This is a genomic window from Pontimicrobium aquaticum (genome assembly GCF_005047595.1).
GTDB lineage: Bacteria > Bacteroidota > Bacteroidia > Flavobacteriales > Flavobacteriaceae > Pontimicrobium > Pontimicrobium aquaticum.
Window position 1 is genome coordinate 272,545 of sequence record NZ_SUPL01000001.1, and the last position, 19,300, is coordinate 291,844.

10 protein-coding genes are annotated in these 19,300 nt (G+C 32.6%); 1 reads left to right on the forward strand and 9 read right to left on the reverse strand.

The genetic code is table 11. The features are described 5' to 3' along the window. Positions 1–60 precede the first annotated feature (60 nt). From E5167_RS01250 to E5167_RS01280, 7 genes are read right to left on the reverse strand one after another with little or no spacing between them, the layout of a single operon-like run. A complete protein-coding gene (locus tag E5167_RS01250) occupies positions 61–618 on the reverse strand; it encodes a class I SAM-dependent methyltransferase (protein WP_136840215.1) in 558 nt (185 codons plus the stop codon). A 33-nt stretch (positions 619–651) separates the two neighbouring features. Continuing rightward, positions 652–1,902 (reverse strand): YaiO family outer membrane beta-barrel protein, encoded by a 1,251-nt coding sequence (locus E5167_RS01255; protein ID WP_136840217.1) that lies wholly within the window; start codon positions 1,900–1,902, stop codon positions 652–654. A 14-nt stretch (positions 1,903–1,916) separates the two neighbouring features. Beyond that, positions 1,917–4,343, reverse strand: a complete 2,427-nt coding sequence (locus E5167_RS01260; protein WP_136840219.1) for an LTA synthase family protein — start codon at positions 4,341–4,343, stop codon at positions 1,917–1,919. 11 nt (positions 4,344–4,354) lie between these two features. After that, positions 4,355–5,791 carry a glycosyltransferase family 2 protein gene (locus E5167_RS01265; RefSeq protein ID WP_136840221.1) on the reverse strand — a complete coding sequence of 479 codons (1,437 nt, stop codon included), beginning with the start codon at positions 5,789–5,791 and terminating at the stop codon, positions 4,355–4,357. Between the two features lie 3 nt (positions 5,792–5,794). Next, positions 5,795–6,895 carry a HEAT repeat domain-containing protein gene (locus E5167_RS01270; RefSeq protein ID WP_136840223.1) on the reverse strand — a complete coding sequence of 367 codons (1,101 nt, stop codon included), beginning with the start codon at positions 6,893–6,895 and terminating at the stop codon, positions 5,795–5,797. A gap of 22 nt (positions 6,896–6,917) precedes the next feature. Continuing rightward, positions 6,918–7,283 carry a response regulator transcription factor gene (locus tag E5167_RS01275; protein ID WP_136840225.1) on the reverse strand — a complete coding sequence of 122 codons (366 nt, stop codon included), beginning with the start codon at positions 7,281–7,283 and terminating at the stop codon, positions 6,918–6,920. Then, a complete protein-coding gene (locus tag E5167_RS01280; protein ID WP_169301351.1) occupies positions 7,276–7,644 on the reverse strand; it encodes an Hpt domain-containing protein in 369 nt (122 codons plus the stop codon). Before E5167_RS01280 ends, E5167_RS01275 begins: the two co-directional genes overlap by 8 nt. Before the next feature lie 171 nt (positions 7,645–7,815). Between E5167_RS01280 and E5167_RS01285 the strand changes: the two genes are divergently transcribed. Beyond that, positions 7,816–9,390, forward strand: a complete 1,575-nt coding sequence (locus E5167_RS01285; RefSeq protein ID WP_136840229.1) for an N-acyl-D-amino-acid deacylase family protein — start codon at positions 7,816–7,818, stop codon at positions 9,388–9,390. 2 nt (positions 9,391–9,392) lie between these two features. Here E5167_RS01285 and E5167_RS01290 read toward each other — a convergent pair whose 3' ends face one another. Beyond that, on the reverse strand, positions 9,393–14,312 hold the full coding sequence (locus tag E5167_RS01290; protein ID WP_136840232.1) for a LamG-like jellyroll fold domain-containing protein: 4,920 nt from the start codon (positions 14,310–14,312) through the stop codon (positions 9,393–9,395). Positions 14,313–14,556: 244 nt separating this feature from the next. Then, positions 14,557–19,257, reverse strand: coding sequence for a LamG-like jellyroll fold domain-containing protein (locus E5167_RS01295; protein WP_136840234.1), 4,701 nt, complete (start codon positions 19,255–19,257; stop codon positions 14,557–14,559). Positions 19,258–19,300: the final 43 nt, after the last annotated feature.

Consider the following 19,300-nt stretch of genomic DNA (forward strand, 5'->3'; position numbering starts at 1 on the left):
ATATAAACAATGACTCCATATAGTAGATATTAGATAACGCCATAATTAAACTAATTAAGGTTAGTTAGCTTTATTAAGCTTTTCACAATGTATAACATGTTCGGTTACTCCTCCTTTAAGAGACACAACATGATACTTTTCGAAAACTTCATGAAACTTTTTAAAATTAAATTTTGTTAAAAGCACTTGACTAAAGAAAGTGTTTTGCCTCATAAGTTTATGAGTACTTTTAATAATATTATTGCTTTTTTCTTTACTAAAAAACGAAAAAGGAATTGACGATACAACACCATCTATATCCTTGTTTAAATACTGATTAATGTTTTCGGCGCCATCATTAATAATAATTAATCTATCATCCGAAATATGTTCTCTTACATAATCACAAAATTTCTTATTTACTTCAAAGGCATAGAGCTTTGACGAAAGTGAAATGGTATTTAAAATTTCTTGAGTTATATTACCATGTCCTATTCCAAATTCAACAATAATTTTACCTTCTTCTTTAGGTAGTTGTTTACATATTTCAATTTCTACTTTTCTACTAGTTTCAGTTATAGCACCAGTAACTAAAATGTTTTTAGCAAAAGCTATAGATGTTTTTAATTTTTTTTTCATTTATGAGTGAAAAATCTATTTACGGCGAAGATATTAACGAAACCTGAAATCCCAAGATATTCCAAAAGAATAAATCCAAAAATAATTACCAGGATCAAAACTTATTTCTTGATGTGAAACACCAGCCTGAACTCCCCAAGAATTTTTATTATTACTTGAGGTAAAATAATAGCCTACATTAAATTTTTGAGACTTAAGATTAATGATTTCATCCTCGTTGCCTTCAAAATTAAATCTATAAATATCAGGTGAAAACCCCATACCAGCAGCTATACTTAAATAATTGTTTGCATCACTTCTATATTTTCTATACGTAAGGGTTCCCGATTTACTTGCTTTTGGTTCTCCTGGTGTTACATAGGCTCTAAACGACCAATAACTATTGCCAGAATACCAGCCAACCGAACCTGTATAAATGGTTGTTGTTGAACTATATTTTAAAGCTCTAAATCCTAAGGAAGCTTCTAGACTTAATGGCAAGGATTTGTGCAATTCGGCACCATAACGAATATCAGGATATAAAAATGAATTAGATACACCAAAGTTAAGATACGCATACAATCCAGGAAGTATTCTTGGGTACGCATCTACTTCAAACTGTGCTCCAGTAGATGCAAAACGATGACTAACATTTAATTTTCCGTGAATGCTACCAAATTTTGTTTGCCTTACATACTTTAAGAGGTAATACTGCATTGGATCAAAAACTTGAGAATACAAATCGACAGAACTTTTTAAACCAATAGTGTTTAGGCTTAAATCGCTAATTAAACTTGTTTTATAAGCAAGCGTTTTTTCATGATTTGGATGTAATAAAAGACTGTTATTAATTGTTTTTAATGCTTCCTGCTTATTGCCTGAAGCATCTTCGGCGCTTGCTTTTAAATATAAAATATCTGGATTGTTAGGAAACTGCTTTAATGCCTTTTTAGACATTTCCAGAGCTTTAAAAGGCGATTCGCTCCACAACTCGTTTTTTATAGCTGCTTCCCATGTGGTTAATCGTTGAGGGGATTTTTCCAAAACATATGAAAACTCTTTTCTAGCTTTATCATAAGCTCCATCCCAAGAATAGGTACTAGCCAAAAACGAACGTATGTCATGATAATCAGGGTACTTTGTTAATATTAGCAGTAATGAATCTTGAGCTTGAGCTCTTTGATTATTAAAAGCCATGTCTCTAGCTACTTTAAAAACTCTATCTGGATCGCCTTTAAATTCTTTTTCCTGAGCAAATCCGCAAAGTGTTAAAGAAAACAGTAATAAAAAAATTGTCTTTTTCATGTTTTTGGATTGCTTTATTTTAGACTTGCTTTAAAGGTTTTATATTCTTCAACATCAGGGTGAACCTTAAGAATACTATCAATAACTACATTGGCTTGCTCCACTTTTTCTAATCGTTGGTATGCTTTTGCCATTTTAAAGCTTATGTCTGGGTTTAGCACATCATTTTTAATTGATTGTTGAAATATTATTTTTGACTTATCATCCTGACCAGACCACCAATACAAATCTAAAATTGCCAAATATGCATCGTCATAATATGGCGATCGTTGTATGGCATTTAACAGTACTTTTTCAGATTCCTCGTAAACACCTTCCCAAGCTAGTGTTCGTCCTTTTAAAATGATTGCATCTGTATAATTTGGGAATTCATTTAAAATATAATCGCAAAGTATTCGAGCTGTTTTATAGTCTTTATTAAAAGCCTTATCTCTTGCTATAAACAATAGCTCGTCAAAGGTTTTATCTTTTGAGTGTTTTTCAATAACCGCTAGTTGTTGTTTTGTAAACTTAATTTTTGGAGTGACATAAATATTTAATGAGTCTGGGAAAATTTTATTTCTTTGGGTGACGTAAGCATTCATTTTTTTAAACGCCATCAACGAGTCTTTAATGACTGACTCTACCTCATCTTCTTTAACTTTATAGGTGCCAAAATTTTCTTTTATTTTAAACAACTCTCCATTTGCATATAAATAATCTTTATAAATCATGTCATTTAGACTGCCTTTATACCTCATTAACGGAATATTTTTAGTGTTCCTAAAATGCTTAGCAGTATCCAAGCCTTTACCAATCCAAGGAGTAGCTTCAAGTGGTTTTAATTTATGGTTGTTCGACAAATAGCTTAATACACTTGGGGCAACATCCCAATGTGATGAAATAGATTTAAATTTTTCTGATTTTTTAAGCATTGGGCTATAAATAAAAAAGGGCACATGAAACCTGCAAAGCTTATCTTTTTGAGTAATTGGAATTAACCTATGGTCTCCTGTGATTATAAAAATAGTATTATTATAATCTGGTCTTTTTGAGTATGCTTCCATAAATGTTTTAATACTCTCGTCAGTATAAAGTAAACACCCAAAAATATCTTTATGATTTGAAACCCTTTCTTTGTAGTTACTAGATTTCACTGATGTTTTTAACATTTCATCAACTCTCGATATATAGGCTTCTTTATTTGGAAATTCAAATGGTTCATGATTAGATAATGTCATAATTATATCTAATCTAGGTTGCTTCTCTACATCAATAGATGATATTGCTTTTCTAAAGATTTCACTATCAGGATAACCCCAAGAAAACCCTCCATCGTTGCTTTTTGTTTTAACGAAATCTGAGCCATATTTACTTTCGTCAATTAAATTATGAACCCCATTGTACTCAAGGAAATTTACTTTTCTATCGAAACTAGATGGTCCTCCTGAATAATAAGAAGTTTGGTAACCATTATGTTTTAACACACTTATTAACGATAAATGTGAAGGCACATCGGTTAATTCTAAAAATCCAGTTTCTCCAAAAGGTAAAGAACCAAACAAGGATGGTAAAATTCCAAAAGATCTTCCTGTGGTGCTTACAAAATTATCCCAATACAATGATTTAGAAATAAGAGAATCTAAATAAGGTGTGAAGCCACTATATTGATTGTCTGCAACAAACTCAGCACCTAAACCTTCAACAACTATTACTACCACATTAGGTTTTTCTTCGCCACTTTCAATAAATGTTGATAAAACATCTTCTGTTTCATTAAATGGTTTTAATAACGGGTAATCTTCTCTATCGAATAGATTTAGGGCACTTATTTTATTTTTCTCTTTTTGAAACTTAACAATATCCTTGGTTAAAAACGCTGTTTTATTTTGATATAATTCTGAAGATGTTTCTGAAAAAACCAACTTTAAACTACCAAATAACAATACAAAAAATAATAAAACGCCTAATACTTTTCTATTGTTTGCATATTTATTGATTACTAAAAATGTTGCAAAAAACAACAATGGGAACAGTATAAATGGCAACAAATATGTTAAAGACATAGACTCGGAAGCTGACACTGTACTAGTAACATCATCATAAGAGTACCCTAAAATATCTGCTCCTAAATTAATAAGCGTGGTTAAACTGTATTTTACTAATGAGAATTGTAATATTATTAGTAAAAGAAATATCAAGTTAACAGCTACAAATGCTGCTTTTTTTGAAAATAGCTGAATGGCATAAAATATTGGAAAGAATATTATGCCAATAATTAGTCCTGTCCAAAAATCATTTATTAATTTATATAGCGCAGCACTTCCTAAGTTAGAAATTACTATTCCTGCTGTTTTAGAAAAATATAGCTCGTATAGGCTTATAACCCAAAAAGCACAAATTAGCGCTAACGTTAAAAACACATAACTGTAAATTTTATCTTTTTTAATTGTAAAGTTCATGTCTATATATTTTAAGCTTCAACGGTTGAAAGTCCTTTTCTCACCATTTCTCCCCATTTCTTTTTCTTATTAAAATAATAATCAATATTTCCTCTAATAGCTGCATACAAAATAAACGGATGTAACACAAAAGGCTCTAAAGCACTAAGCAGCACTAGCTTAAAACCCGTTCCTTTCTTTTTGTATTGATGAAAGGTTAACTCTTCTGAATAAATAGCTACAATTGAGAATAGTACTGAGAACAAATATGATAGAAGCAAAAATGTTAGCGCAAATTCCCATCTCACTTCCTTTAATGCTACTAAAATTGTAAAATAAATAATTCCAACAGCTTCAATTATTGGAGCAAGGCGTTCAAAAATTAACCAATAAGGATAACTTAATAAACCAAACGATCCATATTTAGGATTGAACCCTATTTTTCGGTGTTTCTTTAAAGTCTCTATGGTTCCTCTAGTCCATCTATTACGCTGAGAGATAAATATTTTGTAGGTGTCTGGAGCTTCAGTCCAACACAAAGGATCTGGAATATAGGATACTTTATATTTTCTTCCTTGTTCTTCCATATAGCGACGCATACGCACAATAATTTCCATATCTTCGCCAACAGTATTTGTATCGTATCCACCAACTTTAATTGCGATTTCTTTATCGAAAATTCCGAAGGCTCCAGAAATAACCAACAAACCATTTAACCTACTCCAAGCCATTCTCCCTAAGAGAAATGCTCTTAAGTATTCTAAAATTTGAGACTGAACCAATAAATTTTTGGGAAGATTTACGTCAATTAATTTCCCTCCTCTAATGACACATGAATTAGCAATACGAATTACTCCTCCTGTTGCAATAACTTTAGAATCGGTTACTTCAAGAAAAGGCTTTATCATTTTTTGAAGCGCATCTTCAAGCAATAAACAATCAACATCAATACAAGCTACATATTTACTTTTGCTTATATTAAGTCCCATATTTAACGCATCGGCTTTTCCACCATTTTCTTTATCTACAACCATTAGCTTTTCAAAAGCTGGATTTTTTGATTTAAAAACGCCTGCTCTTAATGGTTGTGTTTTTAATTTTTCGTTTACTACGTAATCTATTTTCTCAAGATCGTATGATTCTATTAACTTTTCTAAGCTATCATCCCTACTCCCATCATTTATAATTACAACGCTATAGTTAGCATAATGATTAGAAAGTAAAGACCTTACATTTTCTACTATGTTTAAGCTTTCATTATATGCTGGAGCAATTATTGTAATGGAAGGAGACTCTGTTGATGATAAAATATCTTTATAATTAACAAAGCTGTTTTTCTTTAAATATTTTAAGGTTTCTTTTCCTGAAAGAATTGAAAGCACTATGTATGATGTAATAGCAGCAAATGCATATCCAAAAAACAAATAATGAAGTATTTGTAAAATTATTTTTACTGTACTAGTATCCATACGCTATACGTTTTCGAGTTTTAACATTGCTAAACTTTTTTGACTAGGTGGCAGCTTATTTAATCCTAAGTATTTATCTATATTGATAGATTTTAGAATTTTAAGGGCTAGTAATTGTATTTCAAAGTCTTTATGAAACAAATGCTTTTCTACAAAAGGCTCATCGTCTGGAATGACTAATTTTTCCAACAATCCGAAGAAGCTTATTTGTTCTTCTAAGCTTAATTGGGTGAAGTTTGCTTTTAACACATCTTTAGCTTCAATTCCATATAAATGTGTAAGAACTTCAATAACCTGTATTCTAACCTGTTTACTGTTATGAGAAAGCATATTCATTAACTCATCTTTCACTTCATATTGATTGTAAACTTTAGCGAGTTTTAGTGCGAATAAAACAACGGTTTCGTTTTTAGATTGTAACCATGGTTTTATATCGCATATTTCCTGATCGTTAGATTTTTGAAGAATTTCTAGTATTTGTATTTGATCCCATTCAGATAGTGGCGTCTTAATTATATCTAAAAAATTTAAGCCTTCAAAATAGAATAGATTAACAAAATATAGATGGGCTTCTTTCCTAACCTCTCTTACAGGATGTACTAATAGTTGCTCTATTTTTTCTTGAACAGATTCTATTTTAAACTTAGTAAGTTCTCCAATACCTTTAGCTTTTACATGCCATTTTTTACTGTTTATTTTGATTAATGCGTAATGCATTAAACCTGTGTTTTTATATAGTACTTTTAAGGCATCTGTCACCTCTCCTGACACTTCGTTCATTAATTTGTATAACACAGAGATAATGACTTTGCGCTTAGATTTTACTGTGACGTGTTTTTTTAGTTCTTCAATGATGTTTTTTTGAATTTCAGATATCCCTCCTTCTTCTGTTCCTGAGTATAAATATTCAATAAGCAATGCTTCATATTCTTTTCTGAACTCTAAACTATTAGCTTCTTTCTTCCTTAATATTGTACGAACAAATTTTAAATATACCGTCAATAAAATAATTAGAGCACCTAAAATAGCACTGACTACCCAAGCCAACTTAATTAGGTAAGGGTATTCATTAAAATTATCTATAAGTATTTGAAAATCTATCATTGGGGCTGAGGGTTTTCTGTACTTAATTTAATTGCCGTTTGACTCGGATAACCAACTCATTTGGACTAAAAGGTTTTCCCATAAAATCATTAGCTCCTAAATCAAAGGCCTTTAAAACCATTTCCTCTTGACCAGCAGAAGAAAAAACAATAATAGGAACATTTAATTCTAGTTTATTTCTTACGTGACTTATCACTTCTAATCCGCTAATAAAAGGCATCATAATATCTGTAATTATCAAATCTGGTAATTGCTCTTCAATTAAAGCTAAAGCTTCTTTACCATCGGCTGCCATAAACAATTCATGCCCTTCTTTTTCAAGTCGAAACTTTAAGAGTAAGGATAGTGTTGAGTTATCTTCGGCAAGAACTATTTTTTTTCTATCCATGAGACATAACATTAAGTTCAAATTGTATTTCTTTCTTTACATGAATTAAGTTTTGTACTACTAATTCTACTAAATCATCTATCTTTTCTAGATGCATTTCCTTTCTAAAACAAGTTTCTAATTCTAAAATAGGATCTACTAAAGAAGCTATTCCAAACATTGCTATGTTTGGCTTAATCTTGTGAGTTTCTTGAAACAAAGGCTGCCAATTTTTAGTTGGTAATTCTTTTTCTATTGTAGCTAAATACTCGTCAATTCCTTCAACAAATAACTCTAGTATAGTGTTTAAAATTTCCTTATCACCAAAGGTTTCTTCCTTTAAGCTTTGCAGATTTATATAACTGTAGGCTGTTTGATTCACAACGTTAAATATTAAATTTGGGTTAATTTTATTACTAACTCTCAATGATTAGCTTAAAACATGGTGCAATATATAAAATAATATCGATTAAATGACGTTTTTTTTCGATGAAATGCGTTTTTGTGTTAATATTTTTGATTTTTGTACTTTTCATGAACTAAAACCAACCACATGAATTCTAGAATACTTTTATTATTTTTTGCCATATCTCTTCTTTTTTTTAGTTGTAGCAAAGGCATTACTTACGATATTATTATTATAAACGGTCAAGTGTTTGATGGCACTGGAAGCGATGCTGTTTCAACAGACATTGGCATTAAAGATTCTATTATTGTAACCATTGGAGATTTATCTCAAGCTAAATCCAACCGCATTATTAATGCAAATGGTCTTGCCGTTACTCCTGGTTTTATAGATGCACATGCACATTTAGAACCAATTTTTCAATTATCAAATTGCGAAAGCCATATTAGACAGGGTGTTACTACAAGTCTTGGAGGCCCTGATGGTTCTGGCCCTTGGCCATTTGGCAAATATTTAGATAGCTTACAACAAATAGGTGTTGGAATGAACGTAGCTTATTTAGTTGGTCATAATACCGTGAGAAGGAATATTATGAACTTAGATAACAGGGCTCCAACTGATGATGAATTAGACCAAATGAAAACTCAAGTATCTCAAGCCATGGACGAAGGTGCTTTTGGTATTTCTACAGGATTAAAATATTTACCTGGAAGTTTTTCTGAAGTAGATGAAGTTATCGAGCTATCAAAAGAAGCTTCTAAAAAAGGTGGTATATATACATCGCACTTAAGAGATGAAGGCTTAGGTTTATTTGATGCTGTTAATGAAGCTATTGTTATTTCGGATAAAGCGAATATCCCTGTTGTGCTCACCCATCATAAAGTTATAGGCAAACCAATGTGGGTAAAAAGCAATGAATCATTAGCACTAGTTGATTCAGCTAGGGTAGCAGGATTAAATATTATGATAGACCAATATCCTTATAATGCTAGTTACACAGGAATTTCTGTACTAATTCCTGGTTGGGCAAGAGCTGGAGGCAATAAAGCCTTTATAGCGCGAGTTGCAAATCCAAAACTTAAAGACAGTATAAAAGCCGGAATAGTGTTTAATATTCTAAATGATCGTGGAGGAGACGATTTAGACAGGATTCAGTTTGCAAAAGTAAGCTGGATGCCAGAATTAGAAGGTAAAACTTTAAAATATTGGTGTGAGCAAAAAGGATTAGAGCCTACAGTCGAAAATGGTGCTGACCTCGTTATTGAAGCACAAGTAAATGGAGGTGCATCTTGTGTGTTTCACGCTATGGATGAACGTGATGTTGAAAACATCTTGAAACACCCTCAAACTATGGTCGCTTCGGATGGTAGATTGGTTAAACCAGGCGATGGCCACCCTCATCCTAGATGGTATGGCACATTTCCAAGAGTTTTAGGTCATTATGTTCGTGAAAAAGGAGTCATTACATTAAGTGAAGCCATTTACAAAATGACAGCTTTACCAGCAAAAAACATAGGGTTAAAAGACAGAGGTCTTTTAAAAGAAAACATGAAAGCTGATATTACAATTTTTAACCCTCAAACCATTATTGATAAAGGTACTTTTGAAAAACCTCATCAATATCCAGAAGGCATTTATTATGTTTTGGTAAATGGCCAAATAGTTATAGATGACAAAAGCTTTAAAAACATTAAAGCTGGTGTAGTTTTAAGAAAAAATTAAAATTACCTAACTATAATTTTCTTATCAATTACTCCGTGAGAAGACGTGTTAAATTTTAAAACATAAACACCATGACTTACATTAATAGCTACTTGATTAGTTGACGCATCAATACTATGCACCGATAATTCTTGACCTGCTATGTTATAAATGGTTAATTTGTTTAAGTCAATATCATTAATATTATTAATTCTAATTTTTGAAATATTAGAGTCGTAATACGCTAAAAGTCCATGATTAATTTCAAGCACTTCGTTGTTTATTGAGTATTCTTGCGCTTTAAACACTAATAAAAATCTATCATTATAGATGCCTGCTTTAAGTTTTAAATTAAATACATCATTATTAATTTTAAAGCTCTCATTTGTCTCTTTATCTTTTACATAAATTGATGCTCTTGGATCAATATTTTTAAGCTCTTTAATTCTAATACTAATAACTCCAGCTTCATCAACAACTAACCCTAAAGGAAATTCTTGGGTATTATTTAAGTCATCTACTCCTTGAATTACAAATTTTTCAGCACCAATAGTCCAGTACATATCCTCTTTGTTTACATCAACCATAAATGCATCATACCCTAAATCAAAACCTTTTGAAGCATTGTTATTAACGCCCAACAATAATTGACGATGATAGCCTTTTGGCGAATCGTAAATTATTCTAATAGATGGTGTGTCTTTAGCTACTTTATTAGTACTAGTATTTGGTTTATTTGATTTCTTTTTTCCTGAAGTCCTCAAAAAAGAAGACGAAGCATCTTGTTCTGTCACAAATACACGCTGAGTATTTTTAAATACTATATTCCCTCCTGCTATTGTAGATATATTAGCTGATGGCGTATTATTATCTGGATGACTATCTAAAGCTGTTAATACAAAAAAGCCTTGATTTACAGGAATATATTGACCTGGAACCTTAGTACCAATTGCTGCGTTTCCTCCATCCGAAGTATTGTTAATTCTAGTATCATTTGAAATTGCTGGAGTTCCTCCAGTTAAATTATAAGTAGCATAGCCACCTACATAATCTCTTAAGTAATGGGAATTTTCTTCTCCAAAATGGTCCCAAAAATATACAGCACCATTAATAACATTTACAGTATTATTTCCACCATCGTTTTCACTTAAATGATCTAAAATAAACTCTCTTGCATCAATTGCAGATGGATAAGGATTTCCTATTAATCGTTCTACATCGCCAGAACTTTTATCGAGTGGTAAAGTAATATCGCCATTATTTGGTAAGCCTTTAAACACATAATTCTGATTATTGACTATAGTAACAGAACCTGATGTACCTTTCATTGTAAACCCTTCGCCTGCTAGTAAAAGCGATGTTTCGTCAATAGGAGTCCAGGCATCATAATTGTCTTGAGATCCGTAAAATTTATACATCCAATAGGTACTAAGTGTTCTTGGTGTTGTTGGCGTATCGGAATCTGCTGCAGTATGAGCAGCATCATATGTTAAGCCTTGATACGCGGCAGAATTAGTTCCATCGTTTAAAACACCACTAATCGTATGGTTTGCATTTGTACTTGCGGTTCCTGTTCCTCGTGTTCCAGCATTACCAGTTACAGGACCAACAGAAGACGACCAATAATTGTAATTAAAACCATTAGCTGTTCCTTGTTGATCGCGCTCTAGATGACCACCACTATCAGCATCAATAATACTACCATCGGTTTGTATTAATTGTGATTCGCCCACAAGGTCTATCACACCATCTATTTCTAAATAATTAGTTACTGTTAAAGCCTGACCTGCATTATTTTCTATTGGTGCAGTTACAACTGGATCTGCTATTGTAAGTGTTCCTGCTGTTTGCTTTAAACCCAATAGTGTAATATCTCGATCACCAGACGTAATATCATGTGCAATTTCAACAATATTCCAATCTATTATTGTGCTACCATCTAAACTTAGTGAGTTAGGTATTATTTGATCTGCACTATTACTCCATGTTGTACCAGCATCCCAAGCACCATTGGCTACCGAAACATAAGGTAAAGGTGTTGTTTGGTCGTCAAGTATTGTTTTTGTTTTATTCAAGTAATTTAACCTCAAGAAATACCTATCGTCTGTTAAGCCTTCTATGGTTGAGCCATAAAACGAATTAAAGTCATAATACACTCTTAAACTACTCCAAGGTATTGTGTCTGTAGGATTGTTTATTGCAGCTTGAGGAAGTATTTTACCTTCAACATAATCCGTCCCAGCAATATCAAACCTTTCAATTTCTTGATTCATTAAATATCTTACCTGATCTTGTGATAGTGCTATATCCCAAACATAGACCTCATCTATGTCTCCTAATAGCGGGTTGGTTACAGTATCTTTATCTGTATATAAAGCTCCAATTGCATAATGGTTATAGTTTGGAGATGGGTGTACGACATTTTGAACCGATTTATCCAATACACCATCTACATACATTAATAACGTTCCGCTATCGTAAACATATGTTGTGTGATGCCATTTACCGTCATCTATATCCATATTGGAAGTAAACTTGGGTGTTGCAGGATCATCGATATATACCTCTACATTTCCAGTTGCATTTAATCTAATTTGAAGCTTATCGCCCTTTGCCATTACCGTTCTATTACTAGCATTTGCTGGAATTTTTAACCACGCAGAAATAGTAAAATTGTCTGTATTCAAGTTCAATAAATAATCTCCCACCAGATAATCACCAGAAGCAATGTTTATAGAATGATTTTCTGTTAATTTTGATGTTTTTCCAAAGGTGAAATATTTAGTACCATCAAAATTATACCACGTTTCTAAGTTTGTGCCTCCATCAGACCTTAACGGAATGACATCAATAATATCTCCATTGGCAAAATTGGCGTTATCTGCTACTATTAAAGCATATTCTTCATCGGCTGTTTTTGTAAAACTACTAAAGGCTACTGAGGGTATAGAAACATACACTGTTTCGATATCGCCACCAGAACCAGATTCTATAGATTCTACAATTTTCCATTGTCTATCAATACGAGTTAATGTAGTTGTAACTCCAGTGGCTATTGTTACCGTATTGTTATTTGCACCTGTAAAAGCACCATTGTTATTTCCCCACACAAGAAAATCGCCATCGGCAACAAACTCATTTGGATTAGCACTATTTGTAGTGGCAACTCCTCCTAAGCCTATAGTTACAGCATTAGCATAGTTAATAGATTTTGATTGTTTTTGATTTAAATCGGAAATGGAGTCTCTACCTATACCAGCTACATGATAATTATAGCCTGCATTAGCAGTAGCATCCCAAACCTTGGTATTAAAAGAGTTAATATAGTCTTTTGTAGCTTCGGTTGAGGCTCCCAGAGTAATCCCATATTTAATCCCTAAATAAGATTCAACTTTTTGCCTATCTGCATCACTTAAACGTTCAGCAAAGGTGAAAATTTCAGCGACCCTACCATTTAAACTTCCTTGTATATCATAATTTCTGCCAATCCAAAACCTAGTTCCGTGAACTGTAAACGGTGGCAATATATCAGTATAACCAACATTTGAAAACAATAAACTATTTTTAGTCGATGTTGTCAACACATTAGAGTTATATAAAATATCTTGGCCTGTCGGTAAAATCGAAGCATTGTTCCTTACATTTATAATCCCTGCTTTTTCGTACGACGAATTAAGCTCTGCTTCACCATGATATGACAATATCCCTGGATAATTTTGATTATAGGACAAGGTTTCATTAGTAAATTCAGATGAATAATCACCAAAACCAATACCTGTAATATCTCCAGCAGCACCAGAATCTATTCCAGCAAAAATGGTATTTTTTGCAGATGCATTGGTAATTGTAGCATCAGGAGTCATAACAATGAATATATCTTGACTATAAAATCCATTGCTATTATTATACATATACTGCTCTAAAACCCCTCCATCATTTTCAAATTTTATCACAGGGTTGAAGTTTATATTATCTGTGGCAGTATCCAAATATGTTGGTTCTTTACCTACAACTGTTGTTGCGTCCTTACCATTGGTTCCTAAGTCTAACCAATCTGTAACACTTAAACCAGAAGTCACAACACCTCTTGTAGATTTTAACCATAATCTAAAATCTGCTGTAATACCACCAGGTCCAGGAATATTAAAGTTAAACATTTCGGCACTAACCGTAAATGTAAATGTTGTATTATCTGTATTACTTATACTTATTACTGATGATTGCGTTCCTGTTCCTGCCACTGGAGCAGTAAATGTTACCGAAATTACTGTGTAATAATACGGATCTAAACTAACTGGCAATGTACCATAAGGCCAAGTAACTGCAAAATCATTATTAGAACTAGCTAATGCAGTAACATCAAGACTACAGCTACCTATGTTAGCAACAATAAAATTTCTTGTTACTGTATTCCCTTCATCCAACACTCCAAAGTAGGTAGCATTAGTATCTGAAGTCGTTGTATCTCCATGGTTTATATCTTGCCACGGATTACCTCCTAACACATAAATTTCGGGGGAGGAAGTTACTTCTAAGGTAAATGTAAAATCTGGTTGATTTTTTATTTCTACTGTAACTAAAGTACTTGCTGTAGCACATGAAGGACTTATATTTTCTATTTCAAAATCAAGAAACTTTTTCCCTCCTCTACATGAATAAGGTTTAATATTTCTTTTAGGATTGTTTGGGTTTATATCAAAATCTACAGTATTAAATATATCTACATCTTGTATCTTTAAATTTTTGCAGCTTGTTGTTGATACATTTGTAATTCTGAAATCTAAACTTGCACCTGCTGTAATTGAAATTGTAGAACCCTGAGTTACAACTGCTCCACCTACTACTTCCAGTTGCATAGTTTGCGAATACACAGTTGAGCAAAACAACAATAAAAACACTATTGTGTTGAAATACAATGTTTTAAAGATTAGAGCCCTTTTCATTTTTACCAATTTAGGGTTAATTTTCACGTCTTAAAATTTGATAAAAACATATCAAATTATCGATAAAACGCTTTAAATCATCGATAAAAGTACACTTTTTATTTGATTTTGCAAAAAAACAAGCCTTATAGTTACTATGACATAACTAAAATAGTTGTCATAATAATAAAAAATACTATAAATCTAAATGAAATATCCCTAAGGGGGTTAAACTAAAAAAACAAGGGTTGTTTTAATTTTACAATTATTTCACGATAAGCTTTTTATTAATCATTCCGTGAGACGGTGAATTGAAGTTTAAAAGATAAACACCATCGCTAACATTAATAGATACCGCTTTAGTTGATTTATCAATTTTATAAGCCAAAATTTCTTGACCTGCAAGATTATAAACAGCTAAACCACTTAAGCCAATATTGTTTGTATTATGGATTAGAATTTTTGAAGTTTTAGAATCGTAATATACCTGTAGTCCATGGTTCAATACTTTTTCTTCTGTTGACAATTGTTGATTTTGAAACACTAATGAAAATCTATCATTATAAATACCTGCATCAAGCTTTAAACTAAATACATCATTATTAATTTTAAAATGCTCATCTGTCTCATTATCTTTTATATAAATTGAAGTAGAGGTATTTATATGCTCTAATTCATCAATTCTAATATTTATAACTCCACTTTCTTCAACAATTAATCCTAACGGAAATTCTGAAGTCTCGCTTAAATCATCAACTCCTTGTATTACAAATTTCTCATCATTAATAGTCCAATACATATCCTCTTCATTAACATCAGCCATAAACGCATCATACCCTAAATCAAAGCCTTGTGAAGCCTTAGCATTAACACCTAATAATAATTGACGATGATATCCTTTAGGAGAATCATACATTAGCCTAATTGATGGTGTGGTTTCTGTAGCTCGATTATTAGACACTTTGCTTTTAGACATTTTTTTACCAGATGTCCTTAAGAAAACGGATGATGGGTCTTGTTCTGTCACAAAAACACGTTGGCTGTTTTTAAAGACAATGTTTCCGCCGTCAACCACATCAATTGCAGCACCATTATTATCATTAAAACCATCTAATGCAGTTGACACAAAAAAGCCTTGATTTACAGGAATATATTGTCCTGGCATTTTAGTACCTGTCGCCATATTATTGTTAATTCTAGAATCATTAGAAATTGCTACAGTGCCTCCAGTTAAATTATAAGTTGCATACCCTCCAACAATATCATTTAAACTATGTGAGTTTTGCTCACCAAAATGATCCCAAAAATACAAAGCACCGTTAATTACCGTTCCATTTGTATTATTACCTCCATCTGCCACACTTAAATTATCTAATATAAATTTGGTAGCATCAATTGCTGATGGATAAGGATTTCCTATTAACCGATCTACATCTCCAGAACTTTTATCAAGTGGTAAAGTAATACTGCCATTGTTTGGCAAGCCTTTAAACACATAGTTTTGATACGTTGAAATTGCAACAGTTCCTGAAGTTCCTTTCATTGTAAAGCCTTCACCTGGAAGCAATGATGATGTTTCGTCAACAGATGTCCAAGCATTGTAATCGCCTTCTGAACCATAAAACTTATACATCCAATAGGTACTGAGTGTTTTTGGTGTTGTTGGCGTATCAGAATCTGCTGCAGTATGGGCAGCATCATATGTTAAGCCTTGATACGTGGCAGAATTGGTTCCATCGTTCAAAACACCACTAATAGTATGGTTTGCATTTGTACTTGCAGCTCCTGTTCCTCTAGTTACCATATTTCCTGTTATTGGGCCAACAGAAGACGACCAGTAATTATAATTAAAACCATTAGCGGTTCCTTGCTGATCTCGTTCAATATAACCACCACTATCAGCATCAATAACACTTCCCTCTGGTTGTATTAATTGTGATTCGCCCTCTAAATCTATAACGCCATCAAGCTCTAAGTAGTTATTAATTGTTAAACTATATCCAGTACCAGTGCCTGTAGCAATATTAGTAGCCCCATCTATGGTTAAAGTTCCAACTTCGGAAACCAAACCAGAAACTATAATATCCCTATTTCCCGAAGTTATATCGTTGATTAAATGAACAATATTCCAGTCTATCATAGTAGTTCCGTCAATACCTAAAGAGTTTGGTAAATAAACATCCGTATTATAAAGCCAAGTCTCTGGTGTATCCCATGTACCATCACCATCAGTTTCATAAGGCAATGGTGCTGTTACAATTTGAGAACCTGTAATATTTTGAGGAATACCATCTACACTACTAATTGAACTATCAAAAGCCGTATTGGAATCTAGAGGATAATACCCTATTAAATTTGTCCATAATAGCCCTCCAGAAATATTCAACTTAGTTTCAGCTCCTTGAACATTCGTTGTATTTTGTTGGATATGCTGATTCATCATTTCTCTAATTTGAGTTTCACTTAAAGCAACATTCCAAATACGAACTTCTTGAATCGCTCCATCAAAATAATTCATATGAGTTGGTACTGTAGCAAAATTTTGCGTGTTGGCACCTATTAAAAAATCATTTGCTGAGTTAATTGGTGCTGAAGAAGGTGAAGCTGAATTAACCTCTATACCATCTATATACATTCTCACAGTTGTCCCGTCGTAGGTAACAGACACATAGTGCCATTCATTATTAGGTATAGCATAAGGAGAAGTTATATTTACCACTTCATTATTAGAATTGTCATACCAGATTAAATTTGGATAATTATTTTTTAAACTTAAATGATAACCTGTTTTTAATGAATTGTCTATATTCCCTTTAGACATTATAGTACCTGTAGCTACTGTATTTTCTTGATAGACCCATGACTCTAATGAAAAAGAACCATTTAAGTCATGATTATCATCAATATCAACATATTCATCAACGCCATTAAAATCAATTAAATAGTCAATAATATTAATAGAATAATCTTCAACTTCACCATCAAAACCAGAATCACAACTCAAAGGATAATTATTATATCTTGTAGCAACACGCATTCTTGTAGAACCAATAACTGCTCCCGTAGGCGGTGTAATTGACATAGGAGAATTAGAAGTAAGCCCATCAGTTACGTTAGTTGCAGAGCCCATATCATATTCTTCTCCAGGGTCGTTAAAATCTCCATCTCTATTCCAATCAATCCAAACATTTGTATATATAGTATAATTACCATCTGTATTTACTCGAACTGTCAAATCATGAATTGAGCTTTTATAAATATTAGTAGACATATTGGTAAAGTCTTCGTAGGCGTTATCTTTTGGAATTTCATTATCTGCATTATCAATCGTATTAAAAGAAACATACGTTACACTTGTATCCCAAGTAGTATTTCCTCCAGAATTACAATAATCACCAACGCCTTGTATATTGAATGTATATGGATTTTCATCAGAATCATTATTTGCAATAGACACGGTTGCTGTATGAACTCCCACAGTAGTAGGGTCGTAAGTAATAGTAAATGTAGTGTTATTTGTTATTGTAGGGTTTGGGACTGTTGTTAATGTAAAATCAGCAGTATTACCAGTTAAAGTTATATAAGGATTAGGATCTGTTAAAGTAACGTCTGTACTCCCCAAGTTTTGGATTGTAAACGTATGAGCGACTGAACCAGTAGTTGTTAAAACACCCCCAAAATCAGTATTATCAGCGACTGAAATTGCAGTATTTCCATTTGGGATATCTACACCATTACCAGTAACGTTTATTTCTGGTCCAATAATAACAGTTTGCAAACCACTTAAATCTACTATTTGAATTTCATGATTCATTGGATTACCACTCCTATGAGCCCAATGTGCTGCTTGGGTTGTAGATTTTAAATAATAATTTCGCCAACCCCTACCATAAGCCGTACCTCTTCCTCTAGTTATAGATGTTCCTAAAATTAGAGCTTGATTAACATCTGTTAACCCTGCGGAAGTAATATCAATTGTATTTTCTCCACCCCTGTTTGAATTATCTTGAAACCGTGTTACATTTAAACCTGTGTTTTCCAAGACATGTACAAAATGCCTATTAGTACCATTAGAATCATGATCGTTGTTAAATGTCCAATCTACACGTTGATTATTATTTCCTGGTTCTGTTAAAGGCCATAAATCGGAAATGGCGTCATTGACACCACTAGCATTAGTATCGGCTCTAAAATGACTAAAAATAACTGCATCATTCCATGACGTTACATTAGTTGCCGCACCTGTACCGTCGGAGCCATCTCTTAACGTTATTGTTCCTGCATCACCATTTACATTACCTGAATCACCATGTAAAACTGTCCAATTAACTCCAGTAAACTCGACAAGTGTAATATAAACGGTAACATTATTTGCATTAGATCCTTTTTGCACCCTTAAGGTATTAGCATTTTCTAAATAAGCAATTGCTGTTCCAGAATCCCCATCTTGATTTGTTGAATTATTCATTATACCTGTTACAAAAGGAATACATTTGTTGGCATTAATAATTCCTACTAAAGCTTGTGTAACACTATTGTTGGCACCATTTAAATTAACAGCATACCTACCTCTTACAATCAATTCATTGCCACCACCTATGGGTCCAATATATTCCCAAAGAGACGTATTAAACCTCATGTCTCTGTTATCAGAATTCGCTTCTCTGTAATAGGTTAAAGTATTAACACCTGTAAGCTGTCTAGCACCTGCCATATCATCTCCAGATCTGTTTGACGAATTTGTGGGTGAACCAGCGTGTGACTTACGATTATTGTTGGCTAACTCAATAACACTGTTTAATGAATTCACTGATGTAAATACGGTATTTACACCGCCTGTTCTAGCAATATCGTTTTCTATATGCTGAACTTTAAAATCTGGTGTTTGCGCATAAACGCCATAAAACACAAATGTAAAAATGAAAGCAAGGACATTATTCCTTAATTGAGGGGTAATTAGGTACATGGATTAATAACAATTGACACCTCAAATATAAAAATATTTTAAA

What these genes read in the sequence shown, in the direction of transcription:
- E5167_RS01250 (WP_136840215.1), bottom strand. Translation starts at nt 618, where the DNA reads ATGAAAAAAAAATTAAAAACATCTATAGCTTTTGCTAAAAACATTTTA.
- E5167_RS01255 (WP_136840217.1), bottom strand. Translation starts at nt 1,902, where the DNA reads ATGAAAAAGACAATTTTTTTATTACTGTTTTCTTTAACACTTTGCGGA.
- E5167_RS01260 (WP_136840219.1), bottom strand. Translation starts at nt 4,343, where the DNA reads ATGAACTTTACAATTAAAAAAGATAAAATTTACAGTTATGTGTTTTTA.
- E5167_RS01265 (WP_136840221.1), bottom strand. Translation starts at nt 5,791, where the DNA reads ATGGATACTAGTACAGTAAAAATAATTTTACAAATACTTCATTATTTG.
- E5167_RS01270 (WP_136840223.1), bottom strand. Translation starts at nt 6,895, where the DNA reads ATGATAGATTTTCAAATACTTATAGATAATTTTAATGAATACCCTTAC.
- E5167_RS01275 (WP_136840225.1), bottom strand. Translation starts at nt 7,283, where the DNA reads ATGGATAGAAAAAAAATAGTTCTTGCCGAAGATAACTCAACACTATCC.
- E5167_RS01285 (WP_136840229.1), top strand. Translation starts at nt 7,816, where the DNA reads ATGAATTCTAGAATACTTTTATTATTTTTTGCCATATCTCTTCTTTTT.
- E5167_RS01290 (WP_136840232.1), bottom strand. Translation starts at nt 14,312, where the DNA reads ATGAAAAGGGCTCTAATCTTTAAAACATTGTATTTCAACACAATAGTG.
- E5167_RS01295 (WP_136840234.1), bottom strand. Translation starts at nt 19,257, where the DNA reads ATGTACCTAATTACCCCTCAATTAAGGAATAATGTCCTTGCTTTCATT.